At 40.7% G+C, this 23689-nt stretch carries 20 protein-coding genes; 10 read left to right on the top strand and 10 right to left on the bottom strand.

What is annotated here, in order from left to right; translation table 11 throughout:
* The first annotated feature begins 21 nt into the window (after positions 1-21).
* Both LX92_RS02520 and radA read left to right on the top strand, forming a co-directional pair.
* On the top strand, positions 22-1164 hold the full coding sequence (locus LX92_RS02520) for an alpha/beta hydrolase (protein WP_109648688.1): 1143 nt from the start codon (positions 22-24) through the stop codon (positions 1162-1164).
* 79 nt (positions 1165-1243) lie between these two features.
* A complete protein-coding gene (radA, locus tag LX92_RS02515) occupies positions 1244-2605 on the top strand; it encodes a DNA repair protein RadA (protein WP_109648687.1) in 1362 nt (453 codons plus the stop codon).
* Between the two features lie 105 nt (positions 2606-2710).
* Here radA and LX92_RS02510 read toward each other — a convergent pair whose 3' ends face one another.
* Together LX92_RS02510 and LX92_RS02505 are read right to left on the bottom strand one after the other, a co-directional pair.
* The gene (locus LX92_RS02510) at positions 2711-3751 is read right to left on the bottom strand and encodes an aldo/keto reductase (RefSeq protein WP_109648686.1); all 1041 of its coding nucleotides are present in this window, start codon (positions 3749-3751) and stop codon (positions 2711-2713) included.
* Positions 3752-3825: 74 nt separating this feature from the next.
* Complete coding sequence (locus LX92_RS02505) at positions 3826-4587, bottom strand: exodeoxyribonuclease III (protein ID WP_109648685.1); 762 nt, start codon at positions 4585-4587, stop codon at positions 3826-3828.
* A 164-nt stretch (positions 4588-4751) separates the two neighbouring features.
* Here LX92_RS02505 and LX92_RS02500 point away from each other — a divergent pair, with 164 nt between their 5' ends.
* A complete protein-coding gene (locus LX92_RS02500; protein ID WP_109648684.1) occupies positions 4752-5270 on the top strand; it encodes a hypothetical protein in 519 nt (172 codons plus the stop codon).
* Between the two features lie 91 nt (positions 5271-5361).
* On the opposite strand, the gene LX92_RS02495 is transcribed toward LX92_RS02500, so the two are convergent.
* Complete coding sequence (locus LX92_RS02495) at positions 5362-6252, bottom strand: leucine-rich repeat domain-containing protein (RefSeq protein WP_146197788.1); 891 nt, start codon at positions 6250-6252, stop codon at positions 5362-5364.
* Between the two features lie 294 nt (positions 6253-6546).
* On the opposite strand from LX92_RS02495, the gene LX92_RS02490 reads away from it, so the two are divergent.
* Together LX92_RS02490 and LX92_RS02485 are read left to right on the top strand one after the other, a co-directional pair.
* Positions 6547-8625: a TonB-dependent receptor family protein gene (locus LX92_RS02490; protein ID WP_109648682.1), complete on the top strand. Its 2079-nt coding sequence runs from the start codon at positions 6547-6549 to the stop codon at positions 8623-8625.
* A gap of 69 nt (positions 8626-8694) precedes the next feature.
* Positions 8695-9693, top strand: coding sequence for a hypothetical protein (locus LX92_RS02485; protein WP_109648681.1), 999 nt, complete (start codon positions 8695-8697; stop codon positions 9691-9693).
* Between the two features lie 102 nt (positions 9694-9795).
* Here LX92_RS02485 and LX92_RS02480 read toward each other — a convergent pair whose 3' ends face one another.
* Together LX92_RS02480 and LX92_RS02475 are read right to left on the bottom strand one after the other, a co-directional pair.
* Positions 9796-11340 carry a glycine--tRNA ligase gene (locus tag LX92_RS02480; protein WP_109648680.1) on the bottom strand — a complete coding sequence of 515 codons (1545 nt, stop codon included), beginning with the start codon at positions 11338-11340 and terminating at the stop codon, positions 9796-9798.
* A gap of 36 nt (positions 11341-11376) precedes the next feature.
* Positions 11377-12273, bottom strand: coding sequence for a hypothetical protein (locus tag LX92_RS02475; RefSeq protein WP_109649046.1), 897 nt, complete (start codon positions 12271-12273; stop codon positions 11377-11379).
* Positions 12274-12305: 32 nt separating this feature from the next.
* On the opposite strand from LX92_RS02475, the gene LX92_RS02470 reads away from it, so the two are divergent.
* Together LX92_RS02470 and LX92_RS02465 are read left to right on the top strand one after the other, a co-directional pair.
* Positions 12306-13025, top strand: coding sequence for a ComF family protein (locus tag LX92_RS02470; protein WP_109648679.1), 720 nt, complete (start codon positions 12306-12308; stop codon positions 13023-13025).
* 85 nt (positions 13026-13110) lie between these two features.
* Positions 13111-14727, top strand: coding sequence for an Ig-like domain-containing protein (locus tag LX92_RS02465; RefSeq protein ID WP_109648678.1), 1617 nt, complete (start codon positions 13111-13113; stop codon positions 14725-14727).
* On the opposite strand, the gene LX92_RS02460 is transcribed toward LX92_RS02465, so the two are convergent.
* The 4 genes from LX92_RS02460 to katG form a co-directional block, all read right to left on the bottom strand.
* Positions 14711-15490 carry a nitrilase family protein gene (locus tag LX92_RS02460; RefSeq protein WP_109648677.1) on the bottom strand — a complete coding sequence of 260 codons (780 nt, stop codon included), beginning with the start codon at positions 15488-15490 and terminating at the stop codon, positions 14711-14713. The genes LX92_RS02465 and LX92_RS02460 overlap by 17 nt on opposite strands.
* Positions 15491-15493: 3 nt before the next feature.
* Positions 15494-16117: an NUDIX hydrolase gene (locus LX92_RS02455; protein ID WP_109648676.1), complete on the bottom strand. Its 624-nt coding sequence runs from the start codon at positions 16115-16117 to the stop codon at positions 15494-15496.
* A 9-nt stretch (positions 16118-16126) separates the two neighbouring features.
* The gene (locus LX92_RS02450; RefSeq protein ID WP_109648675.1) at positions 16127-16606 is read right to left on the bottom strand and encodes an ankyrin repeat domain-containing protein; all 480 of its coding nucleotides are present in this window, start codon (positions 16604-16606) and stop codon (positions 16127-16129) included.
* Positions 16607-16710: 104 nt separating this feature from the next.
* On the bottom strand, positions 16711-18909 hold the full coding sequence (gene katG, locus LX92_RS02445) for a catalase/peroxidase HPI (protein ID WP_109648674.1): 2199 nt from the start codon (positions 18907-18909) through the stop codon (positions 16711-16713).
* 241 nt (positions 18910-19150) lie between these two features.
* On the opposite strand from katG, the gene LX92_RS02440 reads away from it, so the two are divergent.
* The 3 genes from LX92_RS02440 (at position 19151) to LX92_RS02430 (ending at position 22259) form a co-directional block, all read left to right on the top strand.
* The gene (locus tag LX92_RS02440) at positions 19151-19756 is read left to right on the top strand and encodes a DinB family protein (RefSeq protein ID WP_109648673.1); all 606 of its coding nucleotides are present in this window, start codon (positions 19151-19153) and stop codon (positions 19754-19756) included.
* Between the two features lie 262 nt (positions 19757-20018).
* Positions 20019-21839 carry a PAS domain-containing sensor histidine kinase gene (locus LX92_RS02435; protein WP_146197787.1) on the top strand — a complete coding sequence of 607 codons (1821 nt, stop codon included), beginning with the start codon at positions 20019-20021 and terminating at the stop codon, positions 21837-21839.
* An 18-nt stretch (positions 21840-21857) separates the two neighbouring features.
* Positions 21858-22259: a response regulator gene (locus LX92_RS02430; RefSeq protein ID WP_109648671.1), complete on the top strand. Its 402-nt coding sequence runs from the start codon at positions 21858-21860 to the stop codon at positions 22257-22259.
* 11 nt (positions 22260-22270) lie between these two features.
* Here LX92_RS02430 and LX92_RS02425 read toward each other — a convergent pair whose 3' ends face one another.
* A complete protein-coding gene (locus tag LX92_RS02425; protein WP_109648670.1) occupies positions 22271-23641 on the bottom strand; it encodes a DUF5689 domain-containing protein in 1371 nt (456 codons plus the stop codon).
* Positions 23642-23689 lie beyond the last annotated feature (48 nt).

The following is a 23689-nucleotide window of genomic DNA, read 5'->3' as shown; positions in this document are numbered from 1 at the left end:
AGGTTACCTAAAAGCTGTTTTATGCAACGTTTACTTGTACTTTTCACCTTTCTTATATGCTATGGCGTCAATGCCCAAATAACCAAAGAAATATTCGAATCGTTTAAACTTCAGGAAAGAAGGGATGTCAGTTATTATTTCCCAGAGGAATATAACAAAGACAAAAAACACCCCCTCATCGTCGTTTTGGATGCCGATTACCTTTTTGAACAGGTTGTGGCAACAGCAAAATATTACAGTAAATTCCATGGTATGCCGGAATCCATCATTGTCGGTATTCACCAAAGTAAGGAAAGTATTCGTTTGGATGATTGTGCTTTTGATAGCCAAACTGGCTTACCTGCGGAAAAAGGAAATCAATTCTTTGAGTTTTTGGGAATGGAAATCATACCATATCTTGACTTAAACTACAATACGGCCCCTTTTAAAATGATCGTCGGTTATGATATTACGGGGAATTTTGAAAACTATTGGTTATTCAAGGAACATCCTCTCTTTGATGCCTACATCAACATTTCACCGACGTTGGCACCCGATATGGAAACCAACATCCCCATGCGTTTGGAAGCCTTGAACCAACAGATTTTCTACCAGCTGATCCTCGAAGGCGAAAAAAGCAAAAACACCCCAAGAATCCTGGCAATGGACAAGGCCATCAAAGCGATAGACAAAGAAACCTTGCATTACTATTTTGACGAGTACCCAAGTGCCGATCATTTATCCGTACCCACCTATGGCATCGGGAAGGCGTTTGACAATATTTTTGGGATGTTCAAACCCATTAGCCCCAAAGAATACAAAACACAGATATTGACCTCCGAAGAACCGGTCTTCAATTATTTGGAGAACAAATACAGCAGTATCGAAAATCTGTTTGGGATAAAAAAACCTGTTGACCTCAACGACGTAATGGCCATCTATGCCGGTTCCAGGAAAAAAGAGGATTTCGAGTCCCTAAAACCTTTATCGGATCTTTGCAAGGCTGAGTTTCCAGAAACCATGTTGGGTTTTTATTTTGAAGGGGAATATTATGAACAATTGGGTGAACCCAAAAAAGCACTACGTACTTTTGAAAAGGCATTCGGTATGGAAGAAATCGATTTCCTGACCAAAGAAATGGCCCTTGAGAAGATCGATGCCTTAAAAGCTGATTTTGGATATTGAAAAACCCAACCTAAAAACCTTAAAGTCCATACTTTTTTAAAACTTTGCTTTATCTTTAGCCAGAACCAAAATCAAGGTAATGGCCAAAACCAAAACTGCTTTTTTTTGCCAAAACTGTGGCACCCAATATGCCAAATGGGTAGGGCAATGTACTGCTTGCAAGGAATGGAACACCGTTGTGGAGGAAGTTGTTCAAAAAGAAGATAAAAAGAGCTGGAAAACACCCTCGGGCACTTCAAAAAAAATAGCAAAACCTTTACGGGTCAATGAGATTAGCATTGATAAGGAATTAAGATTGAACACCTTTGACCTGGAATTCAACAGGGTACTTGGTGGCGGACTCGTTCCTGGCTCCTTGGTTTTGTTGGGAGGGGAACCCGGCGTTGGCAAGAGTACTTTACTACTCCAAATCGCCCTAAAACTCCCTTATAGAACCTTATATGTTTCTGGGGAGGAAAGCCAAAAACAAATTAAGATGCGGGCTGATCGCATTCTTCCCAATAGCGAAAATTGCTATATCCTTACGGAAACAAAAACCCAAAATATCTTTCAACAAATCGAAGCCATGGAACCTGATATCGTGGTCATTGATTCGATACAGACATTGCACTCCGATTACATTGAATCAGCAGCCGGAAGCATTTCACAAATAAGGGAATGTACCGCGGAACTCATCAAATTTGCCAAGGAAACCAATACTCCTGTGATACTGATCGGTCACATCACTAAGGACGGATCCATTGCAGGACCCAAGATCCTAGAGCACATGGTCGATACCGTGCTACAGTTTGAAGGTGACCGCAACTACGTGTATCGTATTCTTAGGGCCCTCAAAAACCGTTTTGGATCAACCGCAGAACTCGGTATCTACGAAATGCAGGGCAGTGGCCTCCGTGAAGTGAACAACCCCTCGGAAATCTTGATATCAAAAAATGACGAAGGCCTAAGTGGTACTGCCATAGCCTCCACGGTTGAAGGTATGCGCCCCCTGATGATTGAAATACAAGCTTTGGTAAGTACGGCGGTCTATGGCACGCCCCAACGATCAACTACGGGTTACAATGCCAAAAGATTGAATATGCTATTGGCTGTACTTGAAAAACGGGCAGGATTCAAATTAGGGGCCAAAGATGTTTTTTTGAATATCACGGGAGGTATCTCCGTTGATGATCCGGCCATAGATCTTGCTGTAATCGCAGCGATTCTTTCCAGTAATTCCGATATTCCCATTGAAAAAGGAATCTGTTTTGCCGCAGAAGTCGGTCTGGCAGGGGAAATCAGGCCCGTACAACGGGTAGAACAACGCATACTTGAGGCTGAGAAATTAGGTTTTGATACAATCTATGTTTCCAAAAACAATAAAATCAGTCTCAAAAATCCTAAAATCAATATTAAACTTGTCGCTCGGATAGAGGATGTGGTCAGCGGTCTGTTCGATTAACGCTTATCCCGCATTATTCTCGCAAAAACGAGGATAATGACTATAACTACGATAATCAACAAAAACTGCCCGAAACCTACTTTCAGAAAATGCATATCACTTTATTTATGGTGAAGGATTTGGGATTTTATTATGTATGGCATTAATTCCCGTTAGCAGTTCATCACTTAATTGAACATCGATACTCCCTATATTTTCCTTAAGTTGATCTATGGTCGATGCCCCAATAATAGTACTGGTCACAAAGTGTCTTGAAGTAACGAACGCCAAGGACATCTCTGCCAAGGTCATTCCATGCTCCTTGGCAAGCACATCATACTTTTGAGTGGCCAACAAAGCATTTTCACTGCTATATCTATCAAGTTTGGGAAAAAGGGCCAATCTGGATTTTTCTGGTATATTACCCCCTAAATATTTGCCACTTAAAACGCCAAAACCCATAGGGGAATAAGCCAACAAGCCTATTTGTTCACGCATTGAGATTTCGCCCAAACCCACTTCGAACAATCGGTTTAATAAATTATATGGATTTTGAATGGTAATCATTCTCGGAAGACTTGAATGCACTTTACTTTCCTCCAAATAGCGCATGGTACCCCAAGGGGTCTCATTTGATATGCCCACTTGCCTTATTTTACCTTCGCTAATCAAATCGCGTAATGTTTCCAGGACCTGATGAAAATTATCTTCCCAATAATCCGTGATATCGTGTCGATAGCCCCGTTTCCCAAAATAATTTGCATTGCGCTCCGGCCAATGTAATTGATATAGATCAATATAATCGGTCTGTAGACGCTCTAAACTACCTTCAACGGCACTTATTATGGCTTCCCTTGAAAAACCCGTTGTTCGAATGAATTTGGTGTAATCCCCATTTCCTGCAATCTTAGTGGCTAAAACAATCTGATCGCGATTCTTGTTTTTTTTAAACCAGGTACCGATTATCTTTTCAGTCTCGCCTTGATAATCGGGATGTGCCGGCACCGGATAGAGCTCTGCAGCATCAAAAAAATTAACGCCTTGATCAACGGCATAATCCATTTGCTGATGACCTTCCGATTCACTATTCTGATTGCCCCAGGTCATGGTACCCAGACATAATTTACTTACTTCAATATCGGTATGCGGTAACTTGGTATAAATCATCCAACAAATCCTTTTTTAATTTTCAAACGTTAAAAATACAACTTATACACCCTTTCCCATTGGGTATTTCCCTTTTATTCCAATTCGACCATAATGGGGCAATGGTCACTATGTTTGGCATCGGACAAAATCACGGAACGCTTCAACCTTTCTTCCAAAGGTTCGCTCACCATCCCGTAATCCAGGCGCCAGCCTTTATTGTTATTTCTGGCATTGGCACGGTAGGTCCACCACGTATAATTATCCGGCTCTTCATTAAAATGCCTAAAACTGTCTGTAAATCCACTTTTAATGAAGTTTCCAATCCATTCCCTTTCTACGGGTAAAAATCCGGAAACATTCTTGTTACGCACAGGGTCATGGATATCTATGGCCCGATGGCAGATATTGTAATCCCCAAGGATAATCAAATTGGGATATTCCTTTCGTAAATTATCCACGTATTTTTGAAATTCGGCCATATAATTCAACTTGAAATCCAACCGATTCATATTTGTTCCCGAAGGCAAGTATAGGCTCATAATAGACACCCCATTAAAATCGGCCCTTAGATTTCTACCCTCAAAATCCATTGATTCAATGCCTGTACCGTATTCAACCTGTTCGGGTTTGCTTTTACTTAAGATCGCGACTCCACTATAGCCTTTTTTCTGTGCACTAAACCAATAATTATGCGCGTACCCGGCTTCCTCGAACAACGAAAGATCCAATTGTTCTTTCATGGCCTTGATTTCCTGGAGGCATATTACATCGGGATCAGCGGCCTTTAACCAGTCTAGAAACCCCTTTTTCATAGCGGCACGGATACCGTTTACATTGTAAGATGCTATTTTCACTTCGTTAAATTTTGCCTAAAAATAACGAATGTTTTTTGTTCGATGGCCCGCTATCCCACTTATCTAAAAACCTTGACCAATCAGTATTAATTCGAGAATAGGTTTTATTTTTACCGCTTTGGAACAGGATTTGATTCGTTCTTGGAAGATAAATACATTACCCAATGAAAAATCTATATGTTGTAATCGCATTGTTAAGTGCAGGAGTGTTAAGTGCACAGGCCTATCCCAGGTTTACCAACAACAATGAACTCAAGTTCAATATTGGCCTATTTTTGGCCAATAGCACGGTGGAAGGCTCCTATGAATATTTTTTCAGTGAGGATACGAGTATTGGTGGAACCTTGTATTTTGACAGTGATGCAACGGATTATAATGGGAATTTTGGAATAGGACCCAATTTAAGGGCCTATTTTGGCTATAGGCCAAGAAGCGGTTTCTTTGCCGAGGCTTTTGGACTTTACTATACTGGGGAGGACGAAATACCGGACAACAATCTCGGGGTTCGCAATAACAATTATAGTACCACGGCCCTCGGTTTAGGGGTTGGCAACAAATGGGTAACCCAAAGTGAAAAATTTAGTTTGGAAATAAACGCAGGTGTAGGAAGAAATATCAACCCTGAGGATTTTCAGGATACTTTTATGTTCCGTGCCGGCTTATCGATCGGTATACGGTTTTAGATGAACCTATTCACGAATTGTCCCAACAGTGTACCGATGCGGTAATCAGTTGAATTATACATTTAAGACCCATGAGGTAGGGCTATTGGGTTTAATCCTCATCCTCGAACTTGGTGTCGGCCATTCTGGTATCCGCCTTAAATTCGAACTTAGGAATAGGCTTTTGGTCAAAATGTAAGATTTTTTGCCCCACATCAAAAATGGCATAATTGGCTTCATTTCCCGATTTTTGAAATGCCATATCCATTCCCAAGTTGTTATTCTGCAATTGCAACAACCTCAATTTCGGCAATGAAAGAATATTGTTTGGTACAAATCCGATCAATTGGTTTTCTAAAAGCACCAGGCGATTAAGGTTTAAAAGTTTTCCCATATTCTCTGGAATTTCGCCCTTGATCTTATTATCCCCTAGTTCCAAAGCCTCCAATTGCGTTAAGCTACCGATTGAATCCGGTATCTCCCCTTCCAATTCATTACTGGATAATACAATGGACTTGATATTGACCAATTTGCCTATACTCGAAGGCAATTCACCTGAAAGATCATTATCCAACAATTCAAGAATCTCCAAAGATTGTAGATTCCCTATATTTTCGGGGATGGACCCTGTCAATGAATTTTTACCCATCCTTAGCACCTTTAAATGCTTTAATGAGGTTATCCCTTCGGGGATTTCTCCGTTCAATCGGTTGAAAGCGAGATTCAATTCCCTTAATTTCTCCAATTTGGAAATGGAATTAGGCAATTGCCCTACCAGATTATTATTGAATAGGTCAATGCCCACAACATGGTCATCCTCAACCTGAACCCCATACCACTTGGAAACGGGTTTATTCAATGACCAAGAGGTCGTCCAGTTTTCCCCTTGGGTATTATTGTACAACGCTAGTAGTACCTCCTTCTCAGACTGTGGCACCTTGGCATACATGGATAAAGAGAACAAAATGAATATAAAAGGACAAAATATTTGTTTTGCAATCATGTGTTTTCTGCTATTGGATTTTAATTCTACACGTAGTCTTTTTACTACTATTTCACTTCTACAAGGTTCTAAAATAGGGAAGCTTGTCGGGATTAAACGTATATAAACCGCAAATTGTTGTAAAAACCAACATAAATGTTGTAATAGCACTTATAATTATTGTAGGAATTTTATGTTTTTATCGATTTTGTTTGTTCACAACACCCCTTTAGCCTTTAACATTGACCAATGTACATTAATAAACTGAATGCTTTTTTGTTATTATAACATCCTTTTGTTAGCTATCTTGGGGCCATGAGATCTTTAGTCGTATGTGTGGTTTTTTTTAGTCTCCATATGATGTCCTTTGGCCAGGATATCATGATCAAGGACAGCATCAATCAATTAAAGGAAGTAGTGTTGATCGATTCCTTAAAGGCAAAGCAAGCCACAGGTATAACACCCTCCCAAGTTATCGATATCAAAAATTTTCAAAATTTCAGTCCGGTTGAAATGGTCTCTTCCCTGAACCAGATTCCAGGGGTATATGTGCTTTCTGGAGCACTGAACACCAACCGGATCACAATTCGCGGTGTCGGGGCCAGAACACCTTATGGCACGGATAAATTAAGACTCTATTACAATGACATTCCAATTACCAATGGCACAGGTTTTTCTACGATAGAAGCCTATGACCTTGAAAATATAAATTCCATCGAGGTTATAAAAGGTCCCAAAGGCACAGCTTTTGGAGCCAATTTAGGTGGTGCTATTGTTTTAAACCCCAAGAAAGCACTACAACAAACCACCTTAAGCAATAATTTTACGGTCGGCTCCTATGGGTTATTAAAAAACAGTCTTGGTTTTACCCATTCCGATGATCGGTTGGCCTTGGAACTGCATTATGGCCATATGACCTTGGAGGGTTATCGTGAGAACAATCGTTTTGAGCGCGATGGAATACTTTTGAATACTTCATATACGATCAATACAAAAAACAAAATTGCGTTTTTATTGAATCATGTCGATTATAACGCCCAAATAGCCAGTTCAATCAGCCAGAATGCTTTTGAGGAGGACCCCACCCAAGCTGCATTTACCTGGAAGGCCGCCAAAGGCTATGAAGCCAATAAGTATACCTTGGCCGGAATCTCCCTTACCCATGCTTTCAATCCAAAGCTTTCAAATACAACCAGCCTTTTCTATACCTATCTAGATCATTATGAACCACGGCCTTTCAATATATTGGATGAGTTCACCAATGGGTATGGATTCAGAACGCGTTTTTTGGGCGATTTCAAGATCAGGGATCATCTTACCCAATATTCATTTGGGGCCGAACTATATAAGGACGAATACAATTGGAGCACGTATGAAAACCTTTATGAAACCAATACTGAAGAAGGGAGTATTAAAGGCAATCTATTAAGTGACAACAAGGAATTCAGGACCCAATTCAATGCGTTTGGCACCTTGACCTTTCCTTTGGCCGATTTTTTTTCGGCCCAACTGGGTTTAAATATTAATAAGACTTTTTATGACTTTAGGGATTTATACAAGAGTGGGGCTGAAAACACCAGTGGAAATCGACGTTTTGGCACCCTTTTTTCACCTAGCCTTAATTTAAGGTATTCCTTTTATCCGAAACAGGAAGTTTATATGAACATCAGCCGAGGGCTTTCCAATCCTAGCTTAGAGGAGACTTTAACCCCTGACGGGATCATAAACCCCGATATCAGCCAAGAAACCGGCACCAATTATGAGGTGGGATGCGATTTGTTTTTAGTGAACAACAATCTTAAAATCAATGTGGCACTTTACCGCATGTCAATAAAAAACCTTTTGGTCGCCCAACGTATTGGCGAGGATGAATTTATAGGCAAGAACGCCGGAAGCACCAAACACCAAGGAATAGAGCTTATGCTCGACTATAATCTACAACTTACCTCCCAATTTAAATTAACTCCTTTTATGAGCTATTCCTACAGCAACCATAAGTTTGTTGATTTTATTGATGGTGACAATGACTATTCCGGCAACCCTTTGACCGGGGTACCAAAACATCGATTGAATACGGGGTTGCAACTTCAATGGCGAAATGGTTTTTATTGGAATACAACCCACCAATATGTTGGTTCCATTCCGCTCACAGATGCGAACACCCTTTCTAGCGACAGCTTTAATTTATGGCATACGCGTCTTGGTTATAAAAAACAGCTCTCCGAAAAACTACGCATTGGAATCGATTTTGGCATCAACAATTTCACCGATACCCACTACGCCCAATCGGTATTAATCAACGCCGTTGGTTTTGGAGGTAGTGACCCCCGGTATTTTTATCCAGGCAATGACAGGAATTTTTACGGTTCCTTACTGTTAAAATATAGCCTGTAGGAATTCTTTCCTTAGCAAAGTTTTGGTTAACTTAGTATGATAGATCTGCAATGTTCAAACACCTAAACAATGACCTTGAAAATTGAACACTCCCCTTTTTTGGTTGCTATTTGCCTGCTTCTGTCATTAGCTGCCTGCACCAGTAATAAAACTGTGGTAAGTCCATCACCGAATGTGAACAATGCACTGACCCAAACATTCAAAAAATCGGGTGGATCAAGTGGTATGGAACAAATAGACGATTGCTCATATTTGGCTGTTTATGATTTGAAAAAGAACGCTGAGGATGTTCGATTGGGACTTATAAAGGTCAATGATGAATCCTTGACCGTTTCCCCTATTCCAATCCATGGTTGGGACAAGGATGGTATATCCAATGATTTGGAAAGCATATGTGCCATTCCCGGCAAGGACAATGAATATTTAATTGCTGAATCTGGAAATTGGCAAGGCGAATTAGGGCGCATCTTCCATATTCGGGTTGATACCTCAAAATTGGATGCCCGTGTTTTGGGTACTGTGAAAATCCCGATGCACTATAGAAACGACTTCGATGTTACCGGAGACCAATATGAGGCAATTATGTGCCTGCCCTATGACAAAAACAATAGAATCGTGATTTTGGGAGAACGGGGAGGTTCAAAAAACAATCCCAATGGCCTTGTACGATGGGGTATTTTAAATATCCAGGAACATACGTTCGAAATGAGTAATGAAGGCATAACAGGCATACCTGTCAATGCTCCTGGCCATTGGACCAATAAAGCGACCAAAAGGAGTATTACCGATTTTCATCTCGACCAAGAAGGGGTTATATGGGCCGCAGCATCAGAAGATCCTGGGGATACAGGGCCCTTTTATTCCATTATCTATAAACTGGGAAAAATCAATCCCCTCGACAGGGAAAAGCCGTTTACCATTTTTAAGGAAATCAATATGGCAAAGGAAGTCAATGGGTTTAAGATCGAAGCTTTATCGGGTCCTTGCAAAAACATTTTAGGCACCCATTCTTTTGGCACTGAAGATGAGATTTATGGTGGGGTCTGGCGTCCGATACATATCGAATAGACCCCCTTAATTTCCATACCTATTCACTGACCAATCCTAAATTACAGATAAGCCAACTTTACGAAAAACAACTTCTTACCCCTGCATCAAAACAAAGGACAACTAGCCCATTCGCTGTAACCAAGAACGCATGTCTACCTCTTTGTGGATAATGGACTTAACCTCTGAAATGGCAACCCGGTGTTGTTCCATGGTATCGCGATGACGAATCGTCACGGTTTGATCTTCAAGTGACTGATGGTCCACTGTGATACAAAATGGCGTACCTGCCGCATCTTGTCTTCTATACCTTCGCCCGACGGCATCCTTTTCATCATAAATCACATTGAAATCCCATTTAAGGTCCTCAATAATCTTGTGCGCCACATCTGGGAGTCCGTCTTTCTTTACCAAGGGTAAAACGGCCGCTTTTGTGGGTGCTAAGACAGCAGGTAATTTCAACACGGTTCGCGTAGTGTTGTTTTCAAGTTCCTCTTCTTGTAACGAATTTGAGAAAACGGCGAGGAACATACGATCTAGACCTATGGAGGTTTCTACAACATAAGGCACATAACTCTCCTTAAGTTCGGGATCAAAATACTGTAATTTCTTTCCAGAGAATTTCTCGTGCTGGCTCAAGTCAAAATCGGTTCGCGAATGTATTCCTTCCAATTCCTTGAACCCGAAGGGGAACCTAAATTCGATATCGGCTGCGGCATCGGCATAATGGGCTAATTTTTCGTGGTCGTGAAAACGGTAGTTTTCCTCACCCATACCTAAAGACAAATGCCATTTCAATCGATTTTCCTTCCACTTTTCATACCATTCCTTTTGAGTGCCAGGACGAATGAAGAATTGCATTTCCATTTGTTCAAACTCACGCATTCTAAAGATGAACTGTCTGGCAACGATTTCATTACGAAATGCTTTTCCGGTCTGGGCAATCCCAAAAGGAATTTTCATACGACCGGTTTTCTGTACATTCAAAAAGTTGACAAAAATACCTTGGGCGGTTTCAGGCCGCAAATATAGGTCCATCGCACTTTCCGCAGAGGCACCCAATTTAGTGCCGAACATAAGGTTGAATTGCTTAACATCGGTCCAATTCTTGGAACCTGACATTGGGCATGCGATATCCAATTCCTCAATAAGGCTTTTTACGTCGGCCAAGTCTTCATTTTCCAATGACTTACCCATTCTTTTGAGGATTGCATCAGCCTTTTCTTGATATTCCACCACTCTCTGGTTGGTGGCCAAGAACTGTTTTTTATCGAAAGTATCCCCAAAACGCTTTGAGGCTTTGGCTACTTCCTTCTCAATTTTCGCCTCGATCTTGGCAACATAGTCCTCGATCAAAACATCGGCACGGTATCTTTTCTTGGAATCCTTATTATCTATCAACGGATCATTAAAGGCATCAACGTGACCAGAAGCCTTCCAGGTAGTAGGATGCATAAATATGGCAGCATCGATCCCAACGATATTCTCATTGAGATTTACCATTGCTTTCCACCAGTACTCCCTAATGTTCTTTTTGAGTTCCGCACCGTTTTGAGCATAATCATAAACAGCACTTAATCCGTCATATATTTCACTGGATTGGAATACATAACCATATTCCTTTGCATGTGAAATTACCTTTTTGAAATCGTCTTCTTGTTTTGCCATTTGGCAAAAATAGAATATTCCCCTAAAAGCTAGATATTATTTTAGCTGAAATTCTGTGGAGTCCAACAATCTTTCGTCCTCAAAGATATTCAGGATGTAGTTTCCTTCCTTCAAAGACCCCTCTGGCATGGTAATAAAGTCGCATACTTGGGTCTCTTCCCCCATGAACACAAATTCTACCCGCTTACTATAAATATTGCCATTTACAGTAATGGTATTGGCATTATCCTCAATGACACCCATATTAGGTCCCAAAAATTGAAAATACAATACTTTTTCCTTTTGGATCATCGTAGGGTCTGCCATTATCGTAACACATCCCCGCAATTTCTCTACAGTTGAAGCTTTGTTCGTTCTAAGGGGCTTACCACCACGTAATCGAAAACTAGCCCCCTCTGCACCTTGGATTTTCAAATAACTCTTGGTCTTGAGTTCTTTGTTCAGTTCAAGGATCTTTTGGCGTTGCAAGGCTTCGGCCTTGGCAATTGAACTACTGGCTTTCCTTAAAGCTTCCATCTGCGCTTTTGACTCTTCATACTTATTTGTAAGAAGCATATTGTTGTAGCGCAGAAAATTATTCTTTAATTTCAAACTATCGTTCTTGGCTTCGAGTCTACGAAGTTCTGACTTGAATTCCCTTAATTTATCTATAGTGAACGTAAGTCTTCCTACAGAATCCAAAAGTTGTTGTACCTCATATCGGGCACCTTGGATCTCTATCTCATTAACTTCATTCAATGCGGTTAGTCTGTCAACGTCTGCCTTCATCAGGGTAAGATCCTTAACCATGATCTCTTTTTCCTTTTCCAAGAAACTAATTTCATTTTGGGACTGGGCATAACTGTAATAAAAGGCAATAAGTATACCTATGATTACAGCAACCAAAGCAGCAAGAATAATCTTGTAGTTGAATTTAGTATCTTGTCCGTCCATCAATCTAAAGTCGGCTTTAAGTAGGTTATTTAATGTTAAGAATTGTGCATTCCAAGCTTTCAAAGATACTAAATGATATCAACTCAATCTTGTTACCCAAGGTGTGTTTTGGATGTAATGCACGATTAAATAGAGGAGAGAATCACTTATGTACCGTTTGTCGGAATCATTTACCTCTCACCGAATATACCTTTAACGTTGAAAATGCAGTTGACCGTATCTTTTATGGTAGAATTAACATCAAAAAAGCAAATTCCTTCCTTTTTTTCATCGAAAACGGCATTGTAAAAAACCTAATCCATCACTTAAAATACAAAAACCAAGAACAGATCGGAACCTTTTTAGGGGATTGGCATGGACAGATTATCGCCGAGAACAATTACTTGGACAAAATAGATTTTGTTGTACCCGTTCCCCTACATCGAAAAAAATTAAGAAAAAGGGGGTATAACCAAGTTTCGGCTTTTGGGAAGCGGTTAGCGTATCACCTAAATGCCGAATTTCTGGAAAACGCGCTGGTAAAGACCGCCAATACAAAAACACAAACAAAGAAAAGTAGAATCGCCCGCTGGCAGAATAATCAGGCGCTTTATATCGTAGAGAATCCTAAACTGTTGGAAAGCAAGAAAATCCTTTTGGTCGATGATGTGATTACCACGGGTGCTACCATGGAGGCCTGCGCAAAGGCTTTGACGGAAACCCAAGGTGTCTCTATCTACATTACCAGTATGGCCGTGGTTCCTTTGGTATAATTGCCAATAAGATCTGTAAGGTTTGTTAATTCTTGAATGCAATTTCCAAATTATGTGTTACTTTGCCAAATAGATTATAAAATAGATGTTCAAACGAATTTTCGCATATATTTTTCTCTTCTTTATGGCCACTGCGTTAATGCAATGTGCAAGGCGCGGAAGACCCACAGGAGGCCCGAAGGATATTACCCCACCAGTCTTATTGAAAGCCGAACCCGAGAATATGTCGACGAATTTCAAGGCGACCAAGATACGGCTCTATTTTGACGAATTGGTAAAGTTAAAAGATGTTCAGGAACAACTTATTATCTCACCACCACTGAAATATACCCCGATAATAACACCACAGGGAGGAACCAATAAATTTATTGAAATCATCTTAAAGGATACCCTTCAGGAGAACACCACCTATACAATGAACTTCGGTCAGAGTATCGTGGACAACAATGAAGAAAACCCCTATAGCTTCCTGACATATGTCTTTTCCACTGGAAGTTATATTGATTCTTTGGAGATCAAAGGAGCCATTAAGGATGCATTCAATCGAAAAGCCGATGAATTCGTTAGTGTAATGCTCTATGAGATCGACTCAGCCTATACCGATTCGACCATTTACAAAAAACCCCCCAATTATATGACCAACACACTGGATAGTGCTGTCATATTCACCTTAAAAAACATTAAGGCGGGAAAATATGCCCTGTTCGCTTTGAAAGATGAGAACAAGAACTATATGTTCGACCAGAATTTGGATAAGATAGGATTTATAGAGGACACCCTATCGATACCTACCGATTCGACCTTTCTTTTAACCTTGTTCAAAGAAACCCCTGATTACAAAGTATCTGTCCCCAGTCTTGTTGCCAACAATAGGATTATTTTCGGTTATTATGGCGATGGAAAGGATATTGGGATATCACCCGTATCGGTATTGCCCGATTCGATCAAGACCACGATTACCAAAGAACGTGAAAAGGACACCATTAACTTTTGGTTCACCCCTTTTGAAATGGACTCCTTGATTTTCACAGTGAAAAATGAAACCCTAAAGATCATCGATACCTTCACGGTAAAAAAACGGAAAGTAGGTTTCGATTCGTTACAACTAAAACCGAATATCAGCGGTAGTCTGAGTTTCAATACGCCATTCAATATACAGGCTAACACACCTTTGGTCGCTATAGACACCTCGAAAATGGGGCTTATGGACAAGGATTCCCTAAGTGTTGATTTCACGGTCACCTTGGACAGTTTAAAAAACAAAGTGGACTTTGACTTTGAAAAGAAACCGGAAGAAAACTACGAACTGGAACTATTACCAGGGGCGGTAACCGACTTCTTTGGTATTCAAAACGACAGTATGTACATACGGATGGGCACCAAGAGTTATGCCGATTTTGGCAACCTAAGTATGGACATTAAGTCCGAACCAGGAAATTACCCAATGATCATCCAACTAACCTCGGAAAAGGGGGAGGTAAAACAAGAACTATATGCGGAGGAACCGAAATCGGTCGAATTCATACATATTGAACCGGCAAAATATTTGGTGCGCATTATCTTCGACTCGAATAGGAATGGCAAATGGGATCCCGGAAATTATCTCAAGAGAATACAACCCGAAAAGGTAGTCTATTATCCAGATGTTATCGAAGTACGGGCCAACTGGGAACTGGAACAATCTTTTACAATTTCAGAATAAATTCATCACGGTCTTCAAGGAATCTTAGTTTGTTCCTTGTGGTTTCTATATGGCCTTTTTTCAACGTTGCATAAATAATCGTTTCCTTTTCAGTAAAAACCATTCGCTCCCCGAGACTATCATAAACTGCCGAATGTCCTGAATATTCATAACCCGCTTGGTCTTTACCACAACGGTTTACCCCGATACAATAAGACATGTTCTCAATGGCACGGGCCTTAAGAAGGGCATCCCAAGCAACGATCCGTGGTTTAGGCCAATTGGCAACATAGATCAAAACATCATAATCTTGAGTGTTTCTTGCCCACACTGGGAATCGCAGATCATAACATATCATCGGATTGACCCTAAACCCCTTGTAATCAATGATCAACTGCTCTGTGCCTGCTTGGTAAACCTTATCTTCACCGGCCAAGATAAAGGTATGGCGTTTATCATAGTGGTAAACCTTACCATTGGCTTCAACAAAAAGCAATCGGTTAAAATATTGTCCATTCCCAAAATATGGGATACTGCCCGTTATAGCGGTATTGTGTTTTTGGGCTTCCATTAGCATCCAATCCACCGTTTTTTGGCCTTCTGAACCACTAATATTCCCGGGTGTCATGGTAAACCCGGAAATGAACATTTCGGGCAATATGACCAAATCGACATTTTGCGGAAGCAAGGTGAACTTTTTACTAAGGTTTTCCCGGTTTTGGTCAGGGTCTTCCCAAACCAAACTGGTCTGTACCAGGGCTATATGCAATTCGTTATTTTTCATAGATCAATCAAAATACACATTTACATCCTTGTTGATTACCATGTTGTAAAGTTGTTTTACCTGAGTTTCCAAGATACGATCCTCGGATAATTCCGGTAGTTCCCCCACCTTAAAAAATGCGGCACCATCCATATCGAAACCATGTTTCAGCATCCCACCTTTCAATTGACATAAAAATACCAATTTATAAATATAAAAGGGTTGTGGCGGATGCGGATGCATACGCTTATCGTAGACTGCCAGCAAGCGTTCCGCGGTACATTGAAGGCCGGTTTCCTCTTCGATCTCCTTTATGACCACTTCGGAAGGTGTATAACCGATATCGGCCCAACCTCCGGGAAGGGTCCATTTACTGTCTACCTGTTCCTTCGCCAATAATATTTCACCGGCATCATTCAAAACCAAACCCCTAACATCTACCTTTACAGTAGGATAATCCTTTTCGGGCATGAAAAAATCCTCCAACACACGAAGTGGTTGTTGGGAAACATGACTTAAGAGTTTTAGGCTTATTTCACGGAGTTCTTCATAACGCTCCTTGTTATACCCATCTTGGTTATACACCAGTCCGGTATCTGCCAAAGCTTTTATCCGTTTTATCAATTCAAGATCTCGACCTACTTCCATAGACCAATATTACTCATTTTTGAGCAATTGGATAAGTGTAGGATTACCATTGATTTTTGCGTGATCTAGAGCCGTAAATCCACGGGCATCCTTTTTGGTAACATCCGCCTTATTGCCCAACAATACTTTAACAACTTCTTCCTTATTGGTAGAAACGGCATACATGAGGGATGTTGCACCTGTGGCGTTTTGCGTATTCACATCGGCACCACGGGCTATCAATTCCTTTACCATTTCTACATGCCCTTTAAAACTAACCCCTAATAAAGCGGTATTGCCCGAGCCGTCCTTGTCCTCTAATTTCACTCCACTATCAAGCAAAAACCGGGCAATCCCTGCATGTCCGTAATACGTGGCCAATATCAATGGGGTAGAACCCCTATCATCTTTTGAATTGCGTAACTCTGGATTGACTGAATGTATATCTATAACCTTTTCTAAATTTCCTTTTCTGATTTCGTCAAAAAAGTCCTTTGTCGTGTATGCCATAAAAATATGTGTGTAAAAAGCCATCACACCAACTAAATATTGATGCAATGGCTTTCCATTTTATGTATTCGGATTGAAATGAATCCTTCTATTAAAAAAATGATTTAATCCAGATCAAATCGATCAAGATTCATGACCTTATCCCAAGCGGCAACGAAATCTATCAAGAACTTTTCCTTATTATCATCTTGCGCATATACCTCAGCATAGGAACGAAGTATGGAATTGGAGCCAAAAACCAAATCCATACGGGTAGCGGTCCATTTTAAATCCCCTGTTTTTCTATCCCTGATCTCATACAGTTCTTTGCTTGTGGGTTTCCAAACGTTGCCCATATCTGTCAAATTCACGAAAAAATCATTGGTCAACGCTCCTTCGTTTTCTGTAAACACCCCATGTTTTGTACCACCATAATTGGTGCCCATAACACGCATTCCGCCGACCAAAACAGTCATCTCCGGTGCTGTAAGTCCCATTAATTGCGTGCGGTCCAACATCATTTCCTCTGGACTCACCACATAGTCTTTTTTCATCCAATTGCGGTAGCCATCTGCCAATGGCTCCAACGGTGCAAAGGAATCAGCATCGGTCATTTCATCTGTTGCATCACCACGACCGGTGGCAAAGGGGACAGCGATGTTAAAACCTGCCTCTTTAGCAGCCCGCTCCACGCCTAAATTACCTGCCAACACAATGGTATCTGCCACACTTATGCCAAATTCTGAGGCGATTGGTTCCAGAACGGATAAAACCCGTGCCAAACGTTTTGGCTCATTTCCTTCCCAATCTTTTTGAGGGGCCAATCTTATTCTTGCTCCGTTTGCCCCACCGCGCATATCTGAACCACGGAAGGTTCTTGCACTATCCCAAGCCGTGGCTACCATATCTGAAATAGACAAACCGGTCGCTCCGATTTTTGCCTTTACAGCCTCCACATTATAATCTGTCTTTCCTACAGGAACCGGGTCTTGCCAGATTAAATCCTCTTGAGGTGCATCAGGACCAAAATAGCGCGATTTTGGACCCATATCCCTGTGGGTAAGCTTAAACCAGGCCCTAGCGAAAGTCTCAGAGAAATACGCCTGGTCTTCCTTAAACTTTAGGGAGATTTCCCTGTAGATCGGGTCCATTTTCATTGCCATATCCGCATCTGTCATCATGGGATTATGACGTATAGAGGGATCCTCCACATCTACCGGTCTGTCCTCTTCCTTAATATTTACAGGTTCCCATTGCCAAGCCCCAGCCGGACTCTTACGGAGTTCCCACTCATGTTTAAAAAGCATTTCAAAGAAACCTCCGTCCCATTTTGTTGGATGCGTGGTCCAAGCACCTTCCAAACCAGAAGTCACGGTATATCGGCCTACTCCTGTTTTATGTGGGTTAGCCCACCCCATTCCCTGGGCCTCAACCGGCGCGGATTCTGGATCTGGCCCTAAAATACTTGCATCACCGTTTCCATGGGTTTTACCAACGGTATGGCCTCCTGCAGTAAGTGCAACGGTTTCTTCATCATTCATAGCCATACGCGCAAAAGTTTCACGCACTTGGGCTGCAGTCTTTAATGGGTCCGGTGTACCGTTTACCCCTTCTGGGTTTACGTAAATCAATCCCATTTGTACGGCAGCCAATGGATTTTCCATTGATTCAGGATGATCAACATCATCATAACGCTCATCACTAGGTGCCAACCATTCTTTTTCAGCACCCCAATACACATCCTTCTCTGGGTGCCAAATATCTTCACGACCAAATGCGAAACCAAAAGTTCTAAGTCCCATGCTTTCATAGGCCATGGTACCCGCTAGGATGATCAAATCTGCCCAGCTCACTTTATTTCCGTATTTCTTTTTAATAGGCCACAATAATCTTCTGGCCTTGTCCAAACTTACATTATCCGGCCAGGAATTCAATGGAGCAAAACGCTGGTTCCCCGTTCCTGCACCACCGCGACCATCGGCTATTCTGTATGATCCGGCTGCATGCCAAGCCATTCGGATCATTAGTCCACCATAGTGACCCCAATCTGCCGGCCACCAGTCTTGGCTATCGGTCATCAAATCACGCAAATCTTTCTTTAATTCCTCTATATTCAACTTCTTCAACTCTTCGTGATAATCAAAATCAGCCCCTAAAGGATTTGTTTTGGTATCGTGCTGGTGCAAAATATCCAAATTGAGTGCGTTTGGCCACCAATCCATTACCGATGTACCGGTCACTGTGTTACCCCCATGGTGAAACGGGCATTTTCCCCCACTGTTCACTTCGGAAAGTGTACTGTCCTTACTGTTTTTTGGATCCATATTCTAGTTTATTTTTGATTTTATATCTTTAAAAACTAACCTGTTATAGGTTAAATCAGAGTCATTTAAAGATACGACATAGAATAACATCCAACATAGATTTATTATATTTATAGATTATTGATTGATAGATTTTATCTATTATTTTTGATTTAGCGATCTTATTTACCAATCGATTGTGGTCAATCAATGAATTATTTGCCTTAAAATTGTAGATTAACACTAGCATAAACATAAAAAAATGAAAAAGATCATTTTACCTATCATAGCATTGACTCTTGTTGCTTTTGGAATTGGCACTTCAGGAATTACCGAAGAGGAACGGGATATGGCTCTTACAGAGCTGGAGAGAACCCAAGATTATTTATTAAACACCCTAGAAGGCCTTACCGAAAGTCAACTTAAGTACAAACCCAGTCCTGAATCCTGGTCGATCGCGGAATGCGTGGAACATTTATCAATTTCTGAACAAATGCTAGGAGGGATGTTGACAGAAGCCTTGAAAACACCGGCCGACCCTTCGAAGAGGGACGCTGTTACCTTAAGTGATGAGGATCTTTTGATTATGATTTCAAGTCGGGAAAATAAAGTGAAAACAGGAAAAGCCTTTGAACCGTCCGGAAAATTCGGTTCCCACGATGAGACGGTAAAAGCCTTCTTACAAAAACGGGGCGAACATATTGAATATTTGAAAACCACCAAAGACGACCTTAGAAACCATTATGGCCAATTGCCTTTTGCCACCATTGATGGACTTCAAATACTACTATTCATAAGTGGCCATACAGAGCGGCATATACTACAAATGGAAGAAGTTATGGCCCATGAAAATTATCCAATGCAGTAAAACCCAAGCAACGAAAATCCTAGCTAAAAAGAAAATGGCACCATAGCCATGGAATCGAATTCTTCCTCTAAGTACAGGCTATTTTCGAGATTCCCATAGAATCGGACTGTCAAACCAGTAGATTAAAACTGTCGAATATGGGATTAAGGTCCATGTTTTAAGGTATTTTTAAATAAAAGTGGTTGAATGCCCCATACTTTTAAGGTCTTTTCTTACGTTATACTGTTAATTTTATATCTTTAATGAACTAAACACTAATCTCTTGGGAACCCGTTCGTTTAACTTTCTTTTTAAAGAATCCATCTACCCCATGGCAGTGGTAGACCATCAAATGCGTTTTTTAAACCATTCCAAGCTATGGTTAAAGGATTTGGATATTGCCGATCCTGATATAATTGGAAAATCTTTTTATGATGTGGTCCCCAATGTTACCCAGGAGATCAAAGAGATGCATGAATTTTGTTTGCAACATAGGACAAAGCTGAACAAAGTTCAAAAAATCATTCAACCTGACGGAAGGCCTCAATGGCTGAATTGGCAAATAAAAGGGTGGAACAATAAGGAACACAACCAAAGCGGTTTATTGATTGTAGCCGAAGACATTACCATGGAGAAAAAAAATGAGGAGCTCCTTTTGAATGTACAGAATGTCGCAAATATAGGAGGATGGGAATTCGATTTTATAACCAATAAGGCTTATTTAAGTGATACTACCAAAAAAATACATGAACTGCCTTTGGATTATGAAATGAATCTCGACAAAGGGCTTGATTTTTATAAAGAGGGTGAACATCGTCGTAGAATAACAGAAGTAGTCAATAAGGCAATTACCAATGGTACCCCATGGGATATTGAAACGATAATCATAACAGCAAACGGCCATGAACGTTGGGTCAGAAGTATTGGGAAATGTGAAATTGTGAACAATAAGTGTATTCGAATCTTTGGCACCTTCCAAGATATTGACGAAAAGAAAAAGATTGAAATCCATAACAAGGAAATCTCCGAAAGATTGACCATGGCCACCACCGATGCTGCGAGAATAGGCATATGGGAATATGATATTCCCAACGAGACGGTTTCTTGGGATGATAATTTATACCGCATTTACGGTGTTGGTAAAAATGATTTTGACCAAACAATCGATGCTTGGGAGGCCATAATACATCCAGAGGACAAAACAAGGTGCCATGATGAAATAGTAATGGCCATTGCTGAAGACAGGAAATGTACGATCGAATTCCGTATTAAATGGCCCAACGATGAGTTAAGATATATTCGCTCTGAATTTACCATTAGCCGTTACCAGGATGGCAAGCCCACACGAATGATCGGTGCGACTTGGGATATTACAGAAACTAAGACTACTGAACGCAAACTTAAAAATTTATTGGAAGTCACAAATGGACAGAATGAAAGCCTATTGAATTTTGCCCATATCGTTTCGCATAATTTAAGATCACACTCCAGTAATCTCTCCATGCTCACAAGCTTTTTAAATACCGAGGAAAATGAGCAAGAAAAAAAGAGTCTGATAAAAATGTTGACCGATGCGTCGATAAGTCTAAATGAGACCGTGACACATTTGAGTGAGGTGGTGCACGTAAAGACCAATTCGGTCGAAAAGATGAAGAAAATCAAACTTCGCCAGGCCGTAACGGATGTGGAAAAAAATATTAGCGCCTTGCTAAAGGAAAAAGAAGCGGTTTGTAATATAGACATAGACGATTCCCTATTCATCCAGGCGGTACCCGCCTATTTGGACAGTATTTTCCTGAATTTATTCACAAACAGTTTAAAATACTGTTCCCCTAAAAGAACACCTATTATCAATGTAGCCGCAAAGCAAAACAATAACAAGGTTATTATTACGTTTTCGGACAACGGCCAAGGCATAGATTTGGATAAACACGGTAATAAAATCTTTGGAATGTACAAAACCTTCCATAGGCATAAAGACTCTAAGGGCATAGGGCTTTTTATCACCAAGAACCAAATTGAGGCAATGAAAGGCAGTATCGAAGTCGAGAGTATCGTGGATAAAGGAACAACCTTTAAACTTATGCTCCGTAGAAACATATGAACTAGAACACCCAAATAAATGAAAAAGATTAAGAGCACTTGCATCATTGATGATGACCCCATATTTGTTTATGGAGCCAAAAGGATTATGAAAGAAATGGAATTTTGTGATGAGATTCTAGTATTCAACAACGGTCAGGAAGCCATTGACGGACTTTTGAATATAACCGCCCGTGGTGAAAAATTGCCTTCGATTATTTTTCTGGATCTGAACATGCCCGTAATGGACGGATGGGAATTTTTAGAGGACTTTGTCAAAATCCCCAATCACAATAAAGACAATGTCGTTGTCTACATCATAAGTTCCTCTGTTGATCCACGTGATGTTGAACGTGTTAATGAGTACAAGATAGTCCACAACTACATACTTAAACCTATTACACACCAAGATCTTCGAAACGTGCTCGTAGAAGTAGCCTAATGACCCTGGCTTTATCGAATTCCCGGTGAAAAATCCTCCGGTGCATTTTGAGGTTGATTCGTGGTACCCGAGGCCCCAGTATCATTAAAAATAATCCATTCACTAAACGTATAGGTCGCATTTGCTTGGGTATTATCCAGATTTCTCAAGGCTCGCCCATCTTCAAACTCATGATTGGTGCCCGAGCCATCTTCCCCAATAATTCCAAAAGTATCGATAACAGTCCCGAAAGGATCCACCAATTGTAGGTTATCATCACCATTGGAATCTGCCGGACTGTTGGTACCCACGGCCAAATCGGGCGCAAACCCATAAACAGCTTCAAATTCAGAAGCATTGGGGGAAATCAAGAATGTACTTTCTGCCCCAATTTCATACCCTGATAAATCAATGGTTGAACTTATTTCCGTATTATCATTTGTAAATCGATTTATGGACCACCCTTTTAAGGATAATACTTCTGTCCCTGAATTATAAAGTTCTACAAAGCGGGCCCCGGAATTATTATTGGGATCGGCCAATTCTGAAATGAATATTGAATTTGAAGTGAATTCATCAATGAAGTCCGCACATCGTTCCTTTTGGAAATCGATATCATCCAATTCCCGAATCACCAGCTTAAAATCACTATTATCCTTCAAAAGTACCCCTACAACCGACCCCCTCCCCTCAGGCAATAAAGTCGATTGAAAATTGGAATATCCACTGTTCAACAGGATGATTTCATTATCGTCACAATCAATGAGGGTTCGTTCTGTTTCTTCCTTTGGATCGGCAAAAGGAAGCCCTAATTCATTTTCAATGATCTCTACATCATCCAATTGTACAAGGGTGTTGACCATCTGCTCCTCCAACAGGTCAAGGCTTATTTTGTGGGGGACAATTACCTGTAAATCATCACATGCGATAAATACGTGCTGGAAAACAACATAGGCCGGCAACCTCCCTACAGATAAGTTACCAAATGAAGTAAAAACCCCTCCCAATTTATAAACCCCCTGTTGTTTGCCCAAATAGAGTCCTTTTAATTTTATGACTATTTTACTCCCCACGGGAAAGAACAAATGGGAATCCCTAAGATCAAAATCCAATTGAAATCCCCCTTCCGGATTTTCCAAACCATCCTGAAAATGAAGCGAACTGAAAAAATTACCCTCCCTATCCGATGAAACAACATATCCTTCAATAATCAAATCATCTTGAATTTGAACGGTGCCATCAACATACAGCGCCTTGACCTCCGCATAAGAAGTAGTAGCCGCCAATTCCGTGGTACACGATTCCTTTGGTGCATCAAAACTTCGGTCCTTGACACAACCAAAGTGCATCACCATAACTACTATAGTAATCCATATTTTTGATTTCGATATTTTTAATGCCATACCAACTTATTTATGCTTGGACCTACAAGGAACCTGTTTTGCGAGGAT

The organism is Maribacter polysiphoniae (genome assembly GCF_003148665.1).
GTDB lineage: Bacteria > Bacteroidota > Bacteroidia > Flavobacteriales > Flavobacteriaceae > Maribacter_A > Maribacter_A polysiphoniae.
The sequence above is the reverse complement of the archived record's forward strand: the minus strand, read 5'-3'. Positions and strand labels throughout refer to the sequence as shown.